Genomic DNA, 16,471 nt, shown 5'->3' with positions numbered 1-16,471 from the left:
TATGGGAAAGCAAATTAATGTTGCTTTAATAGGAAATCCCAATACTGGAAAGACCTCTGTTTTCAATCAGCTTACCGGACTCAACCAGAAGGTTGGGAATTATCCCGGGATCACTGTTGAGAAAAAGGAAGGGATCTGCAAACTTCCACGTGGATTAAAAGCTCATATTCTTGACCTTCCAGGTACTTATAGTTTAAACGCCAGTTCTGTAGATGAAAATGTCGTCATAGAACTGCTTCTCAATAAAAATGATAAGGATTATCCAGATGTTGCCGTTGTTGTAAGTGACGTGGAAAATCTTAAGCGGAATTTGCTGTTGTTCACCCAGATCAAAGACCTTGGAATTCCTACCATTCTTGCAATTAATATGGCAGACAGGATGGATCGTAAGGGAATTAGCCTGGACATAAAATTACTGGAAGAACGCTTAAAAACTAAGATCGCGCTTGTAAGTGCCCGTAAAAATATGGGTATTGAAGAGCTAAAGGAATTGATCATCAATTATCGTCATATGACGGTAGATCCCTGTGTAAACGCATCTGTGATCGATCCGGAATACTTCGGAAACTTACGCAAGACCTTTCCAAATCAATCTTTATACAAACTCTGGCTGGTAATCACTCAGGATGTCAACTTCGGAAATATAAACCGTGGTGAGATCAACCGAAGTTCAGATTTTAATACAAAGTCTGTTAGTGACCTGAAGAGGCTTCAGCAGAAAGAAACAATTTTAAGATATCAGTTCATTAACGGTGTGCTGAAGGAGACAATGACCGTAGACAAAAATGCGGCTACAGATCTTCGTTCTCGTTTTGACCGTATTCTAACGCATAAGGTCTGGGGATATGTTATTTTCTTCGGAATCTTACTTTTAATTTTCCAGGCGATCTATAGCTGGTCGAGCTATCCTATGGATATGATCGATGCCGCATTTGCTTCGCTTAGTGAATGGACGAAAAACACCCTGCCTCCGGGCTCTTTTACCAGTCTAATTTCAGAAGGGATAGTACCCGGACTTGGAGGGATCGTTATATTTATTCCGCAGATCGCATTTTTATTCCTCTTTATTTCCATTCTGGAAGAATCGGGCTATATGAGCCGGGTGGTCTTTTTAATGGACCGGATCATGAGACGTTTTGGTCTTAGTGGGAAAAGTGTGGTGCCATTGGTTTCAGGAACGGCCTGTGCAATTCCGGCAGTAATGGCAACCAGGAATATTGAAAACTGGAAAGAAAGACTAATCACTATTTTGGTAGTTCCGTTTACAACCTGCTCTGCACGATTACCGGTTTATCTAATCATTATCGCATTGGTAATACCAAACGAGAGTTTCTTTGGTTTCAATTACCAGGGATTAACCTTGATGATTCTTTATTTGCTTGGATTCGGAATGGCTATTTTTTCCTCGTGGTTACTGAATAAAATATTAAAGACCAGTACAAAATCTTACTTCGTCATAGAAATGCCTAATTATAAGCTTCCTATGGCCAAGAATGTTGCGATCAACGTGGTTGAAAAGACGAAATCTTTTGTTTTTGGCGCCGGAAAGATCATTTTAGCTATTTCTGTAATTCTATGGGTGCTAGCCAGTTACGGTCCCGGAGATGATTTTAACAATGCTAAAGAGATTATCACCGCTCAGTATGAGAACAACGAGAATGTAGAGGATGAAAGTGTAGAAGAAGCAATCGCTTCCTATAAACTGAAGAATTCCTATATAGGTATTATGGGACGTGGAATAGAGCCTGCCGTTGCTCCGTTAGGTTACGACTGGAAGATCGGGATCGCGATCATAAGTTCCTTTGCTGCAAGAGAGGTCTTCGTAGGAACCCTGGCAACTATCTATAGTGTGGGAAGTGACGAAGAGGAAACCATCAAAAACCGAATGGCCGCAGAAACCAACCCTGTCTTGGGCGGACCATTATTTACATTTGCCAGTGGTATAAGCTTATTGCTTTTTTATGCCTTTGCAATGCAATGTATGAGTACGCTGGCCATAGTAAAACGAGAAACAAATACCTGGAAATGGCCTGTTTTACAATTGGTAATTATGACTGCTTTTGCTTATGTAGTCGCACTTATTGCATTCCAGGTACTGAAATAATAGTAAGTTTAGAATTATAAAACGACTGAATTGGTATGGAAATACTTCAGGAAATATTGGTTTTAATTACCTTTTTGATAGCTCTGGGTTACGTGGTTACGCGCTTTATATGGAAGCCTTCCTTTGTTGGCGGTTCCAAAAAGAAAGATGGCGCTGCTGCTTGCGGAGTTTCCGGTTGTGGCTGTAGTGATTAATCACATCGCTTCGGTAAGCCGAAAACTTACCATATAATCTTCCGCAGGAATTTTACCAGGATTCACTGGATAAGGTTTGACATTTACCAGACTTATCTTTAATTCTTTCGAGTCAGCAAAAAGATGGTCTATTGACTGAGTACCTGAAAATTCTACACTTCCAACAAACTCCCGCTTTTCATAGACATCCACTTTTACTCGCACCTGTCCTGCCCAGATGCACATAACGATAGGATTACTGGGACACCTTGAATCTGAAATGATCTCCCTGAATTTTATTCGGCGATCTCCAAAATTGAGCTCATCTCCAAGGCATAAGGATGCCGAAAAGACATTCAATTCTACTTCCGGCTTTTGTTCCTTAGTTTCTGAAGTTGTCTCTTCTTTTTCCTTTTCAGTAGATTGAAAAGAAATGTATAATACCATAAGAATGATGAGAAATCGCATATTGTCTTTTTAAAAAAGACGATCGCAAATGACTCCTGTTGCAAAATACTACCCGAGACCTACGTCCAGCGTCATCATGACCATGAAACCTCCAATAAATCCAAGGGTTGAAATATCGGTAAAGTCACCCTGCTGTGCTTCCGGGACCACCTCCTCTACCACTACAAATATCATCGCACCCGCAGCAAAACATAGTGCGTATGGTAATATAGGTTCAAAGGTCATCACTGCCCAGGCCCCAAGCACTGCCGCAAAAGGCTCAACAATCGCAGAAAGTTGCCCATAATTAAAACTTTTCCATCTGCTTAATCCCTGTCTTCTTAAAGGCATGGCTACTGCAAATCCTTCCGGGAAGTTTTGCAGTCCAATACCAATGGCCAGAGCTACCGCACCACCAATACTGGCACCCTCAAAACCGGCCGCAACACCACCAAACAGGACACCTACGGCAAGACCTTCGGGAATATTGTGCAGGGTGATCGCCAGCGTTAATAATACAGATTTATGCCACGGAGTTTTAACCCCTTCAGCTTCACTCATTTTGAAATTTACGTGCAAATGCGGTAAAACCTTGTCAAGTCCAAAGATGAACAATGCTCCCAGCCCAAATCCAACCAAGGCCGGGATCGTTTTTTCAAATCCTTCGCCAGGACTCATCTCTATTCCGGGAGCCAGCAAACTCCAGAAACTTGCCGCTACCATAACGCCACCGGTAAAACCCAGCATTCCATCAAAGAAAGCTCGGTTCATTCCTTTAAACAGGAAAACCAGCGATGCTCCCAATGCTGTAAGTCCCCAGGTAAAAAGGGTTGCATATAATGCTGCAAGTACCGGATCCAATCGTTCGAAATAGCTAATTAATGCTTCCATTCTAAGTTGTTTTTATATATAAGTTGGCTGAGATCTGGTTTGAGATCATGAATTCATTATCATCCATTTCGATCAACATTGATTGATCAAAATCCTCCTTTTGCTTCACCTTTACGATCGCTCCCAGGGAAATATTATTCTTGTCCAGGTATTGTAGAAATTCTGTAGAGGAATCTTTCACTCCCACACAAATCCCGGTTTCATCAGTTTTAAGTTCAGACAATAAAACGCGGTTAGCTACTGAAAAGTTCCCTTCTGAATCTGGAATTGGGTCTCCATGTGGATCTCGCTGTGGGAATCCCAGAAACCTGTCAAGTTCTGCAGTTAGCTTTTCAGACTTAATATGCTCCAGCTGCTCGGCCACTTCATGCACCTCATCCCAGTTAAAATTGAGTTTTTCCACGAGAAATACTTCCCATAATCGATGTTTTCGAATCACTTCTATCGCGGCAGCCCTACCCGCTTCACTAAGTTTTACCCCCTGATATTTCTTGTAATTCACCAGGCTCTTTTCTGAAAGTCTCTTGATCATATCGGTCACCGAGGAGGCTTTGGTTTGCATTTCCTCGGCAAGCGCGTTCGTACTCACCCCATTTTTATAGGAATTCTGCAGATGAAATATGGCTTTGAGATAATTCTCTTCAGATAAGCTAAACATAAAATACATTTTGATAGCACCAAAAATACATTTTTTATTCAATAAATCCATTTTTTAGTCTCGTCTAAATATATTTTATATCTTCGTAAAAAAAATAATGCGGTTTATATCTTTTTTCCTCTTCGGAATTATATCAATTTCCAGTTTTGCCCAGGGTTCTGAAATCACCGGATCTATTAATTCCTCTGAAGGTACCGTTGCATTTGCCAGTATCTATACTGAAGATGATGAAGCTTATGGTACAAGTGCTAATGAAAATGGTGATTATAGCCTGAAGCTTCCTGCTGGTGAGTATAAGATCATCGTAAAGTCCCAGGGCTTCAGGACAGTTTACAGGAATATCAAGCTCGAACAGGAAAAAAAGACTCTGAACATTGAGATGGAGATAGATCCAAACGGACTGGACGAAATTGTGGTTACCGGGACCAGAACTGCTAAAAGACGTACAGATTCACCGGTGATCGTAAATCTTATTAATAGTGAAACCCTGGAACAGGTTGTTGCGACAGATCTTTCTGATGGGTTGCGTTTTCAGCCGGGGCTGAGAATTGAAAAAGATTGCCAGACCTGTAATTACACCCAACTAAGAATGAATGGATTGCAAGGCGGATACTCACAGATCCTGGTGAACGGTCGTCCAATCTTTAGTCCGTTAACCGGTTTATATGGTCTGGAACAAATTCCAGTAAATATGATCGAGCGTATCGAAGTTGTTCGCGGTGGAGTTTCAGCGTTATATGGTTCCAGCGCCGTTGGTGGGACAGTCAACGTAATTACCAAAATTCCGAAGAAAAATTCATACAGTCTTAGCTATACTTTCGAGAACATTGATGGCGATGCAAATCAGGATGTTTTAAACGGGAACGCAACAGTAGTCTCCAAAGATTATAAAGCTGGAGCAAATTTTTTCGTTAATCGAAGAACCCGGGAATTATATGATGCGAATGGTGATAACTATTCTGAGTTGCCGAAACTTAAGGACAATGCTTTTGGGGTTAATGCTTTTTATCTTCCAACTGAAGATTCCAAGATCAATTTAAGCCTGAGCAGTTTGTATGAATACCGTTATGGTGGTGAAATGGTGGAAGGCCCCGCATATCTGGCTCAACAGAGTGAAGAGCGAACTCATAATGTTCTAATGGGAAGCCTTGATTACCAGGTAAATTTTAATGACGACAAGAGTTCGGTTATCCTCTATTATGGTGGTCAATCCACAAAGCGGGATCATTATACCGGGATCATTCCAGATGACGAAATCGAAAAACAGCAGTTTTTTGCCAATCCTCCTTACGGAACTTCAGAAGTGGAAACGCACCAGGGAGGTGGACAATTTAATCAGCGAATCGACAATTTTCTTGGCGGAACCACTACCCTTACTACGGGAGCAGAATTCGTATATGATGATGTGTACGATATCATCCCTTCTTACAATTACCTCATCGATCAAACGACCAGAAATTTTGGAGCATTCTTTCAAAATGACTGGGATGTCACCGAGAATCTCAATTTCCTTTCGGGTTTTAGAGTCGATAAACATAATCTGGTAGATAACGCGATTGTGAGTCCGCGTCTTTCGTTGTTATATAAACTGAAAGAAACCACGCAGTTTAGACTGGGATGGGGAACAGGTTTCCGTGCTCCGCAGGCTTTTGACACAGATCTGCACATCGCATTTGCCGGCGGCGGAATTTCCAGAATTTCACTGGCAGAAGAACTGTTCGAAGAGGGAAGTAATAGTTTCACTGCATCTATTAATTACGATCGAGCTACCGAGCATTTTATCTGGGGTTATACCCTGGAAGGTTTTTATACAAAACTGAACGATGCCTTTTATTTATTCCCATTAGGAGAGGATCAGTTTGGTGAACGTTTTGAAAAACGTAATGGTGCGGGCGCTACTGTGAAAGGATTTACACTGGAAACCAGGGCTAATTTTGATTACCTATTTGAACTGGAAGCAGGATTCACACTACAATCCAGCAAATTTGAAGAACCTGTTGAAAACATAGAAGGACTGGAAGCGAAAAGAGATTTTCTTCGTACACCAAACGATTATGGTTACGCAACGCTTATCTATACTCCAGACAAACGCTTTAATGCAAGTGCTAACTTTGTCTATACAGGCGAAATGGATATTGTGCATTTTGCCGGGGAAGGAACGGGACAGGATGTAGACGAATATGATATAACCTCCAGTTTTGCTGAATTAAGTTTGCGTTTGGGTTATAACATTCCGTTGGATAGAGTGAATTCCAATATGGAGATCTTTGGTGGAGTTAAGAACGTCACCAATGCTTACCAGGAAGATTTTGATATTGGGAAGAACCGTGATAGTAATTATGTATATGGACCCGGGAATCCGCGTTCTGTATTCATAGGTCTCAAAATAGAATCCTTATAATATGAAGTTTTCGGTAATCCTTGCTGCTCTACTTTTTGTTCTTTCTGTGGAAACTTCAGCACAAAAGAAGTCTGAAGTAGATTGGCTCACTTTCGAACAATTATATGATTCCCTTCAGCAGAAACCGAAAAAGGTTTTTATAGACTTTTATGCCGACTGGTGTGCGCCCTGCAAAAGAATGGATGAAGAAGTTTTTTCTTCCGAAGCAGTTCAGAAGCGATTGAGAAAAGATTATTACGCAGTAAAATTTGATGTGGAAAGTGAGGATACTGTCCGCTTTGGGGATCAGGTGTTTATTAATGAACGACTAAACCGAAGAAATCCAGTTCACCAGATCGCCCTGCTCATGGCCATACGTAAGAACAGGCCATTTTCACTACCGGCAATGGTATTTCTGGATGAAGATTTCAAAGCCACGGCAAGGTATTTTCAATATCTCAACAAAGAGCAGTTTCTGGAAATACTGGAGAATTAAAGTCCGCGTTCCTTCTGAATCTGTTCGTACGCGTCCTGTACTTTTCTAAATTTCTCTTCAGCTCCTTTTTTATAGGCTTCATCCATATCTCCTAATTTATCTGGATGATATTTTTTCGCCATTGTTCGATAAGCCTTTTTAACTTCAGCGTCTGTCGCAGATTTCTCGATCTCCAAAATCGTATAAGCACTGTTAGTGCTTTTAAAGAACATCGCCTTGATACTTTCAAAATCTCTGGCTCCAATTTGAAGATGACCAGCAATCTCCTTAATGATAACCGCTTCAGCTTCACTCACACGACCATCGGCCTGAGCAATTCCGAAGAGAAAATGAATTATTTGAAGCCTTGTAGGATATTTTGTTCTGGCAGCGAGATACCTGGATATATTATAAGCCGAAACCTGCCTGTTCTTAACTACTTCGTTAAAAGTCCGAAAAGTGGCATTCGCACGCTCCTTTCCATAGGCCTGAATAAAATAAGCGCGAACATAATCAAGTTCCTGCTGGGAAACATTCCCATCTGCCTTGATCACGATGGAACTTAATGAAAGCAAATTAAGTTCAAAATCTCCGGGAGAAACTGTTTGCTTCTGTCCCCCAGCCATTGATTTAAACAGACCACCAGAGGTGCGTATGTAATTATCCAGTAGGGAACCTACTATAAATCCAAGAATAGCACCGGGAAACCTGAAGTACATGTATCCCAGAACTGCGGCAAGCCATTTGATCATTGGGCAATTTTCTTTAGCCGCAAAGATAACATTTTAGTGTTGTAATCTATAATTGGCTTCATGAGTTCGCAAGGAATAGGTCATAAACTGAACCTATTAGTACATAGTAATTTGAGATATGTAAGCTGAACTTAATTTGGTACCTTTGTGCTTCAATAAAGTTTAATAAAAAGAATTGATATATGTATCCAGCAGATTTAGTAAAACCAATGAGAGAGGATCTTACTAGTATTGGTTTTGAAGAATTACACACAGTAGAAGATGTTGAGCAGGCTATGGAAAAGAAGGGAACTACTTTGGTAGTAGTGAATTCTGTTTGTGGTTGTGCAGCAGCGAACGCAAGACCGGGAGCTAGAATGTCTTTACAGAACAGCAAAAAGCCAGATAATCTGGTAACTGTTTTTGCAGGTGTAGATAAAGAAGCAACAGACAAAGCGAGAGATCTTATGGTACCATTCCCTCCTTCTTCGCCATCTATGGCATTGTTCAAGGACGGTGAATTAGTACACATGCTAGAGCGTCACCATATTGAAGGTCGCCCAGCAGATATGATCGCTGAAAATCTTATTGGAGCTTATAACGAGTTCTGCTAAGAATCACCTCATATAATTTAAGACCACGCAGTTTCCTGCGTGGTTTTTTTATACCTCAGTTCTAGATTTCGCTATTTTTGGTATTTTTATAGACTATGGAAAAAATTCTTGCTTACCCGCTTTCGGTAATTTTCTATTTCTTCTTTTTTCTGAATTTACTCCTTTTTCATCCTATCCAGTGGGTATGCCTGAAACTTGGAGGATATGAAGCACATAAAAAAAGTGTGGATATCTTCAATCTTTTCCTCTTACGTTGCCTGAATCTTCTGGGAACTACTTTCGATATTCAGAAACCTGCAAATATACCTACAGATCGCACGGTGATCTTTGTCTCCAACCATCAGGGAATGTATGATATTCCACCACTCATCTGGTATTTTAGAAAACATCATCCCAAATTTGTTAGTAAAAAAGAATTAGGTCACGGTATCCCAAGTATTTCCTTCAATTTAAGACATGGCGGTTCAGTATTAATAGATCGCAAGAACAGAAGAGAATCACTGCAAAAAATGTCGGCATTTGGAGATTATCTAAAAACCACCAAACGTTCTGCTGTTATATTTCCTGAAGGAACACGTAGTAGAACTGGCGAGCCCAAGGAGTTTCGAAGAAACGGGATGTTGATGCTTTTCAAAAAGAATCCGGAAGCACTCGTAGTTCCAATTACCATCAATAACTCCTGGAAACTTTTCAAATACGGAAATTTCCCGATGGGAATTGGCGTAAATATGACCTTAAAGGCACATGACCCAATAGAAATATCCTCTATGGATGCTGAAAGTCTTATTGCTAAAATAGAAAGAACCATTATCGCAGATATTAAATAACTATGACCGAAGAATTGCTGATCGAACATACGATCGCTTACGTGAAGGAAACATTGCACAATGCAGAAGGTGGTCACGACTGGTTTCATATTGAAAGAGTTTATAAAAACAGTCTCAATATTGCAGCTTCTGAAGAAGCAGATCTTCTGGTCGTGAAATTAGGTGCGTTGCTTCATGATATAGCCGACTCTAAATTTCATGGTGGAGATGATACGGTAGGCCCGGCGAAGGCTAGAGAATTTCTACAGACTCAAAAGGTTTCAGAAGAGATCATAGATCACGTGGTAAAGATCATTGAGAATATTTCTTTTAAGGGCGGAAATGTTCAACAGCAATTTCGATCTATGGAACTTGATATTGTTCAGGATGCCGACAGGCTGGATGCACTTGGTGCCATTGGGATCGCCAGAACTTTCAATTATGGTGGCTTTAAAAACAGACCACTTTACGATCCTGAGATTAAGCCAAACCTGAATATGAGCAAGGAAGAGTACAAAGCTTCCCTGGCTCCTACCATCAATCATTTTTATGAGAAACTGCTTTTACTGAAAGAGCGCATGAATACGGCTACCGGTAGAAAGATCGCTGAACAGCGCCATACTTTTATGGAAGTTTTCCTTGACCAGTTCTATGCTGAATGGGATGGTAAAAAATAAAGGCCGATACATTTCTGTATCGACCTTTAGTAAATCAATTACCTTCAGTATTATCCTTTTAACGGACTAGCTTCTTTTACTTTTAAATGTTCAGCTAAGAAGCCCATCATGGCTTTATACAGATCGAGTCGGTTTTCCTCTTTCCCGAATCCGTGGCCTTCATCATACTTTACCATATAAGGCACCTCAACTCCGCGTGCTCTCAAGCTTTCCACGATCTGGTCTGCTTCATCGATATTCACCCGTGGATCATTTGCTCCCTGCACCACAAATAGTGGCTTCTTGATTTTATCCACATGCAGCGCAGGTGAAATTTCATTCATGATTACCTGTTCTTCAGCATTGTCAGGATTATACCAGATCTTGTACATGATCTCCCTGTATTTTTCCCAGTATGGCGGGATGGTTTGCATAAACGTATTAAGATTGCTTACTCCAACATAATCCACACCACAGGCATATTTCTCAGGAGTTTTGGTCATTCCGCGAAGCACCGCATAACCACCATGACTTCCACCGTAAATAGCAACTTTGTCTTTATCTACCCAACCCTGATCGATCACGAAGTCTATTCCATCTTCCACATCATCCATTGCTTTACGGCCTATTTCACCAAAACCAGCTTTTAAAAATTCTTTTCCGTATCCACCCGAAATTCTAAAATTCACATGAAGGGTGGCATAGCCGCGACTGGCGAAAAGCTGAGCTTCAGGATTAAAACCCCACGAATCTCTAATTCCCTGTGGCCCGCCATGAGGATTCACAATAAGTGGTAATTTCTGTCCCGCTTTATATTCTTGCGGAAGCGTAATATATCCATAAATGGTCTTGCCATCCCGGCTTTCAAAGGTAATTGGCTTCATAGAGGCCATATCTTCCGCCTTTAATTGTGGTAATAACTTGTATAATAGCGTTACCTCATCTTTCTCCACATCGTACAGGTAATACTCGCCAACGATCTTATCACTGGTCACAGCAATCATATATTTGCTTTCATCATCTGTTCTGCCAGCAGTATAGAATTGTTTGTCTCCAAACTCCTTTTTTAGTCTTCTGTAGATCTTTTTATAGGTATCACTTACAGGAACCACTACGGTTTTTTCACCTGTGTAACTGAAGTAGTCAATTTCGTAATTGCGCTTTCTCGACAGCGTCAACCCGGAAACATCAAATGTTTCATTACTGAAGATCGTTTCAATCTTCTTATTCTGCTTTAAGTCATATATCTGAATTTCGGTTTTATCACCATCCAGATTGGAAACTACGTACGCATGATCAGGATTTTCAGAAGTTACACTCAGTGAAGCTATAATGAAGGAATCGCTAAAATCTGTATATTTTATCTGTTTGAACTCCCCATCGATCTTATAAAGAAGTTCGGTGTTCACTCCGTCAACGATTCTGGTGATTGCACGTAGATTCCCTTCCCGATCAAAATCATAACCTGCTACCGGGTCATCCCCTTCGTTTACAGTATAAAGCTTAGTGATCTCTCCACTGTTAACGTTCAGGCGATAGGGTTCTTCCTGTTGCAGATTGTCCTTGTTCATCTGTACGATCACATGATCCTTATCTTCTTTAAGTGAGGCGATAATATTTGCTCTAACACCTTCGAATGGCGTAAGGTCAAGGTTATTTTCTCCGGAAATATCTACTCCATAAACATGGTAATTTTCATCGCCACCCTTGTCCTGCATATAGACAATACGATCTTTACTCGCCCAGGCAAACCCACGAATAAGATCCTCTTCCTGTTTTTTTAGCAATGTTTCTTTTTCTGAAGCAACTTCTTTCAGGTAAAGATCCCGTTCTCCTGAAGCTCTTCGCTTCATATATCCAATGTATTTTCCATCTGGAGATAATTTAAACGAGAATGCTTCCGGAGTTTTGAAGTAGTCTTCGACTGAATATTTGTAGTTCCCGGATTCCAGGGCGGCCAGTCTGGCTAGCTCTTCCTTACTTGATGGTAATGTGGTATTTCCTGGTCTTTCTTTCACGATCTTTTGTAATTTTAGCGAGTATTCATGTCCCGCTTGTTGATAGGTCCCTTCTATATTTTCACCATTTACAGTTCCGGTATAGGTCATTTGTAGTTTACCGGAATTAATGGTTAGGGTTTCGTCCTGCAAAATTACCGAATCAAGTTCGGACGCCCGGTAGTACTAATAAAACATTAGGATTTTGATCTACAGAATCTGGTAGCCGATTAGACCAATGTTTGATTTTGAAGTAACCTATCTTAACTCCTGACAATCGGGACAGAAATAGGTACTTCTTCCACCTATTTTTATCATTTCGATCTTACCCATACCGTTTGGACAATCCCCGCCTTCATCACGATGACCTCTTAGGTAAGAATCAGGAATTTGCTCACCTTCGGTTTTGCTTTTTGTAACAGTTTCCAGGATGATATTCATCTTTTTGAACATTGCCTTTAGATCCTTGTCACCGAGATTCTCGCATTTCGATTTTGGATGAATCCCGGTTTGAAACAGCATCTCGTCAACATATAGATTTCCCAGACCCGCAATAAAAGCCTGGTCCATTAATGCAGTTTTCACATTGCCTTTTTTGTTGCTGAAAAGCTCTATGAATTCTACTTCTGAAACTTCAGTGGCATGCGGTCCAAGTTTCTTCTCTTTTCTGAAGTTTTCAATGTCATCAGTAAGAAATAGTTTCCCAAATTTCCGCGGACAGATAAAAGACAGTTTGCCTCCATTGTCGAAAGTAAGCGTTAGCTGCGCATGTTTATGGAAATCATCATGCTGGAAGAAGTCCATCCTGCCCGTCATTCCGAAGTGAACTACAAGAAAACCATCCTTCACTAGTTCCAGAAAAAGATATTTACCAATTTGAGAAACTGCCTTGATCTCGTTTCCAAGAAGACGATCCCTGAATTCTTTTTTGGGTGACTGGAAGATCTTGTCTGCACCCGTATCCACCTTTACAATCTTCTGATGAAGACTGGTGGAATCAATATATAATTTTTGATAGGCGACTTCAGGTAATTCTGGCATAGCTTTTTGTTTTCAAGTTAGTATAAATAGAAATTTCAGAAAAATTAAAAAAGCTTTGTCTGTCCGTCTTTGTACTCCTCATGTAACTTACAGTTTAGACTGGGCTTTTTACGATCCTGCAGATACATCTTGCGAGCGATTTTAAACTGCTGCTTTACCTGTTCAGCAAACTGGCCTTCTCCCTTCATTCGGGTGCCAAACCTGCTATCGTTAAGGCTGCCACCATGAATATCTGCAATCTGGTTCAAAACTTTATCGGCTCTATCTGGCATAGATTTTTTAATCCAGTCTGTAAAGATCTCACCAATACTCCCATTTAGTCTCACGATCGTATAGCCCACACCGAGAGCACCTCGATTAGCCACTTCCCGAACCAGCGGCATGATCTCATGATTATTGATCGACGGAATGATAGGTGCCATCATCACACTTACCGGAATATTCGCCGCAGAAAGTTTCTCTACAGTTTCCAGTCTTTTTTTGATACTGGCAGTTCTTGGTTCAAGGATTCTACGGGTATGTTCCTGCAGCGTGGTGATGCTTATATTTACGTGTACGAGCCTATCCTGAGCCAGTTCTCTTAGAATATCCATATCGCGTAAGATGAGGGAGTTCTTGGTAATCATTCCAACAGGATGCCGGTATTTTAAAAAGGTTTGCAGTAAACTTCTAGTGATCTTCAGTTCTTTTTCAATTGGTTGGTAACAATCGGTATTTCCAGATAGCACAATGGGTCTTGCCTGCCAGGATTTGCTTTTTAGTTTTTTCTCTAAAAGTTCAACAGAATTTCTTTTTACCAGGATCTTTTGTTCGAAATCCAGACCGGCGCTATAACCCCAGAATTCATGACTGTTGCGGGCGTAGCAGTAAATACAGCCGTGTTCACAGCCCTGATAGGGATTTAAAGAAAAGTCCATTCCAACATCGGGACTGGTTACTTTGTTTACGATACTCTTCGGAAAGGTTTCAATAGTAGTTGTCTTAAAATTAACCGCCTCTTCCCCTTCAGCATCGCAATAGTTCAGAAAGTCGTCCCTGGTTTCATGACTATGCGCATCAAACTTATTACTACTGTTTTTCTGGGCACCTCTGCCTTTGATAAAATCCTCATAACTCATAATCCAAAATTATGGAATTATTCCTTTTTAATGGATTTTATCCTAGTTAAAATTCAAAGAAAAGGCTCCTTCTTGAAATTATTAATTTCAAGAAGGAGCCTGTATTTTATTTGTTAGGGAAGTCGGCTTTGCGCTTGTTTAGAAATGCTGAAGTTCCTTCTTTAAAATCTTCAGTTCCAAAACTATCACCGAAACCTTTTACTTCCACTTCAAATCCATCAACACCATCTTCATAGTTTGCATTGATCGCTTTTATTGCTGTAGAAATGGCAACCATGGAGTTCTTCATGATCTTTTGAGCCAGGCTCACAGCCAGTTCCATCAAATCTTCCTGAGAAGTTACATGGTTCACCAGGTTGTATTGCAAAGCCTGGTTAGCATCGATCATTCCCGCGGTCATAATCATTTCCATCGCACGACCTTTTCCTACCAGTTGTGGCAATCTTTGAGTTCCACCATATCCAGGGATCACTCCAAGAGACACTTCCGGCAGTCCCATTTTAGCATTATCACTGGCAATTCTAAAATGAGCTGCCATGGCAAGTTCCAGTCCGCCACCAAGAGCAAATCCATTTACAGCTGCAATAACCGGTTTAGGGAAATTAGCTACATAATCAAAAAGCTTTTCCTGTCCATCTGCTGAAAGTTTCTTTCCCTCTTTTGGTGAATAGTCGGCAAATTCACTAATATCTGCTCCAGCTACAAAAGCCTTCTCTCCGCTTCCTGTAATAATAACGACTTTTACCTCGTCATTATCCTTCGCCGCTTTGAAAGCCTGGTGAAGCTCAAGAATCGTCTCTCTATTAAGAGCATTTAGCTTCTTTGGTCGATCTATAGTGATCGTTAATATTTCGTTTTCAATCTCTTCTAAAATGTTCTGATAACTCATAATCTTTATTTTGGAAATCGTACGTTAAAGATAGTGCCTTTATTTTGTTTGGAAACGAAGCTAATCGTCCCCTTATACGTTTCCACGATATTCTTTACCATGGCAAGGCCTAATCCCATTCCGCTTGATTTCGTGGTGAATTTAGGTTCAAAAACCTTCGTTTTATTTTCTTCGGAAATACCCATTCCATTATCGGAAACCGAAATAAGAACGGTATTCTCCTCTTCTTCGACCGATACCATAATTCGAGGATCTTCTACATCCTGAAGTGCCTGAGTAGCATTTTTAACCAGGTTGGTCACCACCCTGATTAACTGCGTACGATCAAATTTTGCCAGGATCTCTTCCTGGTCACATTGAAATTCAATGTATTTCTCATTAAAAATATCCAGTGCCAGCTTTACGATCTTGGGCACGTTCAAAGTTTCATTTTGTTGTGCGGGCATTTTTGCAAAGTTCGAGAATGCCGAAGCAATTGAACTCATTGTATCGATCTGGTTAATGAGTGTTTCGCTGTATTCATCAACTTTATGATGAATTTCGGGATCTTCTGGATCAAAATTACGCTGGAAACTTTGTACGCTCAATCGCATAGGGGTTAACGGATTCTTGATCTCATGTGCTACCTGCTTGGCCATTTCCCGCCAGGCTTGCTCCCGCTCATTGGTGGCCAATTTCACGGCACTTTCCTCAAGCTCATCGATCATGCTGTTATATGCCGAAACCAGCGCGTAGATCTCCTCTGTTGCATTGGAGAGTTCGATCTTCTGATTTCGTTTGTCCAGTCTGGTCTGGTTGATCTTTTCAGAAATAATCTTAAGCGATTTGGTGATATATTTTGAAAGAAAGAATGACAGAATAATGGCTATCAATAGCATAAAAAGATAGACCTCAGCCATGCGTACCAGGAAATTGTTTAAATCCCTGTTCAACAGACTATCATCCTGAACGTATGGTAAGTAAAGGATCGCCAGTGGCTTAAATTTTCCATCGGTAATATAACTGTATGACGACTGGTATTTCTGCCCGTTGACTTCAGTTTTCTTCAAATAATGCTTGGTAGTGGTCGCGTCCAGCTTACTTAGCACACTTTCTGGAATACTAACCGAAGTGGAATCTTTAAAAAAGGATTCGTTGGACTTGATAATTAGACTTCCGTCGAGATCATAAATATGGATCTGCATTTCATGAACTTCGGCCATTTCATCGATCTTATCCCTTTCAGAAAAAATAGGTCCAAGATTCTCTGTGTCTACAACATAAGTAGTACTGGCAAGTACGAATTTGATGTTTTCAAGGATCGCTCTTTGCTTACGCTCCAGCCTTTCTTCGTGATAACTTTCAGCTTCCTGCTTATATTGATATACTGTCACCCCAAAAATTAGAATAGATGCCCCCAGAACCAGCAGGATCATAGAGATAAAAATTCTAGTTCGTAAGGATAGTTTAAGCATCTTCATAAGGCAGGCTTCGCTTCAAGGCAACAATTAT

At 40.6% G+C, this 16,471-nt stretch carries 16 protein-coding genes; 7 read left to right on the top strand and 9 right to left on the bottom strand.

All coding sequences use genetic code 11. The annotated features are described in order from the left end of the window. The first annotated feature begins 1 nt into the window (after window position 1). Window positions 2-2,104 (top strand): ferrous iron transport protein B, encoded by a 2,103-nt coding sequence (gene feoB, locus ABVM50_RS04870; RefSeq protein ID WP_405200216.1) that lies wholly within the window; start codon window positions 2-4, stop codon window positions 2,102-2,104. Window positions 2,105-2,139: 35 nt separating this feature from the next. After that, on the top strand, window positions 2,140-2,298 hold the full coding sequence (locus ABVM50_RS04865) for a hypothetical protein (protein WP_405200215.1): 159 nt from the start codon (window positions 2,140-2,142) through the stop codon (window positions 2,296-2,298). On the opposite strand, the gene ABVM50_RS04860 is transcribed toward ABVM50_RS04865, so the two are convergent. From ABVM50_RS04860 to ABVM50_RS04850, 3 genes are read right to left on the bottom strand one after another with little or no spacing between them, the layout of a single operon-like run. Next, complete coding sequence (locus ABVM50_RS04860) at window positions 2,299-2,745, bottom strand: hypothetical protein (RefSeq protein ID WP_405200214.1); 447 nt, start codon at window positions 2,743-2,745, stop codon at window positions 2,299-2,301. It abuts the gene before it with no gap. A 48-nt stretch (window positions 2,746-2,793) separates the two neighbouring features. Continuing rightward, on the bottom strand, window positions 2,794-3,615 hold the full coding sequence (locus tag ABVM50_RS04855; protein WP_405200213.1) for a ZIP family metal transporter: 822 nt from the start codon (window positions 3,613-3,615) through the stop codon (window positions 2,794-2,796). 1 nt (window position 3,616) lies between these two features. Continuing rightward, window positions 3,617-4,273 (bottom strand): metal-dependent transcriptional regulator, encoded by a 657-nt coding sequence (locus ABVM50_RS04850; RefSeq protein ID WP_405200212.1) that lies wholly within the window; start codon window positions 4,271-4,273, stop codon window positions 3,617-3,619. Window positions 4,274-4,370: 97 nt separating this feature from the next. On the opposite strand from ABVM50_RS04850, the gene ABVM50_RS04845 reads away from it, so the two are divergent. Both ABVM50_RS04845 and ABVM50_RS04840 read left to right on the top strand, forming a co-directional pair. Continuing rightward, window positions 4,371-6,674, top strand: a complete 2,304-nt coding sequence (locus ABVM50_RS04845) for a TonB-dependent receptor domain-containing protein (RefSeq protein ID WP_405200211.1) — start codon at window positions 4,371-4,373, stop codon at window positions 6,672-6,674. Window position 6,675: 1 nt separating this feature from the next. After that, complete coding sequence (locus tag ABVM50_RS04840; protein ID WP_405200209.1) at window positions 6,676-7,149, top strand: thioredoxin family protein; 474 nt, start codon at window positions 6,676-6,678, stop codon at window positions 7,147-7,149. Here the strand turns inward: ABVM50_RS04840 and ABVM50_RS04835 are convergent. Then, window positions 7,146-7,880, bottom strand: coding sequence for a TerB family tellurite resistance protein (locus ABVM50_RS04835; protein ID WP_141876507.1), 735 nt, complete (start codon window positions 7,878-7,880; stop codon window positions 7,146-7,148). The genes ABVM50_RS04840 and ABVM50_RS04835 overlap by 4 nt on opposite strands. Before the next feature lie 182 nt (window positions 7,881-8,062). Between ABVM50_RS04835 and ABVM50_RS04830 the strand changes: the two genes are divergently transcribed. The 3 genes from ABVM50_RS04830 to ABVM50_RS04820 all read left to right on the top strand — a co-directional run bounded on the left by ABVM50_RS04830 (window position 8,063) and on the right by ABVM50_RS04820 (window position 9,956). Beyond that, complete coding sequence (locus tag ABVM50_RS04830; protein WP_141876506.1) at window positions 8,063-8,473, top strand: BrxA/BrxB family bacilliredoxin; 411 nt, start codon at window positions 8,063-8,065, stop codon at window positions 8,471-8,473. Between the two features lie 95 nt (window positions 8,474-8,568). Beyond that, window positions 8,569-9,300: a lysophospholipid acyltransferase family protein gene (locus ABVM50_RS04825; RefSeq protein WP_405200208.1), complete on the top strand. Its 732-nt coding sequence runs from the start codon at window positions 8,569-8,571 to the stop codon at window positions 9,298-9,300. Window positions 9,301-9,302: 2 nt separating this feature from the next. Continuing rightward, window positions 9,303-9,956 (top strand): HD domain-containing protein, encoded by a 654-nt coding sequence (locus tag ABVM50_RS04820; RefSeq protein WP_405200207.1) that lies wholly within the window; start codon window positions 9,303-9,305, stop codon window positions 9,954-9,956. A gap of 50 nt (window positions 9,957-10,006) precedes the next feature. On the opposite strand, the gene ABVM50_RS04815 is transcribed toward ABVM50_RS04820, so the two are convergent. From ABVM50_RS04815 to ABVM50_RS04795, 5 genes are all read right to left on the bottom strand, one after another. Further along, window positions 10,007-12,043: an alpha/beta hydrolase family protein gene (locus ABVM50_RS04815; protein WP_405200682.1), complete on the bottom strand. Its 2,037-nt coding sequence runs from the start codon at window positions 12,041-12,043 to the stop codon at window positions 10,007-10,009. Between the two features lie 147 nt (window positions 12,044-12,190). Beyond that, on the bottom strand, window positions 12,191-12,973 hold the full coding sequence (locus ABVM50_RS04810) for an Fpg/Nei family DNA glycosylase (RefSeq protein ID WP_405200206.1): 783 nt from the start codon (window positions 12,971-12,973) through the stop codon (window positions 12,191-12,193). 44 nt (window positions 12,974-13,017) lie between these two features. After that, window positions 13,018-14,091 (bottom strand): PA0069 family radical SAM protein, encoded by a 1,074-nt coding sequence (locus ABVM50_RS04805; RefSeq protein WP_405200205.1) that lies wholly within the window; start codon window positions 14,089-14,091, stop codon window positions 13,018-13,020. Between the two features lie 106 nt (window positions 14,092-14,197). Then, window positions 14,198-14,980 carry an enoyl-CoA hydratase/isomerase family protein gene (locus tag ABVM50_RS04800; RefSeq protein ID WP_405200204.1) on the bottom strand — a complete coding sequence of 261 codons (783 nt, stop codon included), beginning with the start codon at window positions 14,978-14,980 and terminating at the stop codon, window positions 14,198-14,200. A gap of 5 nt (window positions 14,981-14,985) precedes the next feature. Next, window positions 14,986-16,440 carry a sensor histidine kinase gene (locus ABVM50_RS04795; RefSeq protein ID WP_405200203.1) on the bottom strand — a complete coding sequence of 485 codons (1,455 nt, stop codon included), beginning with the start codon at window positions 16,438-16,440 and terminating at the stop codon, window positions 14,986-14,988. Between the last annotated feature and the right edge of the window lie 31 nt (window positions 16,441-16,471).

The sequence above is a fragment of the Christiangramia sp. LLG6405-1 genome (assembly GCF_045055805.1).
In the GTDB taxonomy this organism is placed as follows: Bacteria; Bacteroidota; Bacteroidia; order Flavobacteriales; family Flavobacteriaceae; genus Christiangramia.
The sequence above is the reverse complement of the archived record's forward strand: the minus strand, read 5'-3'. Positions and strand labels throughout refer to the sequence as shown.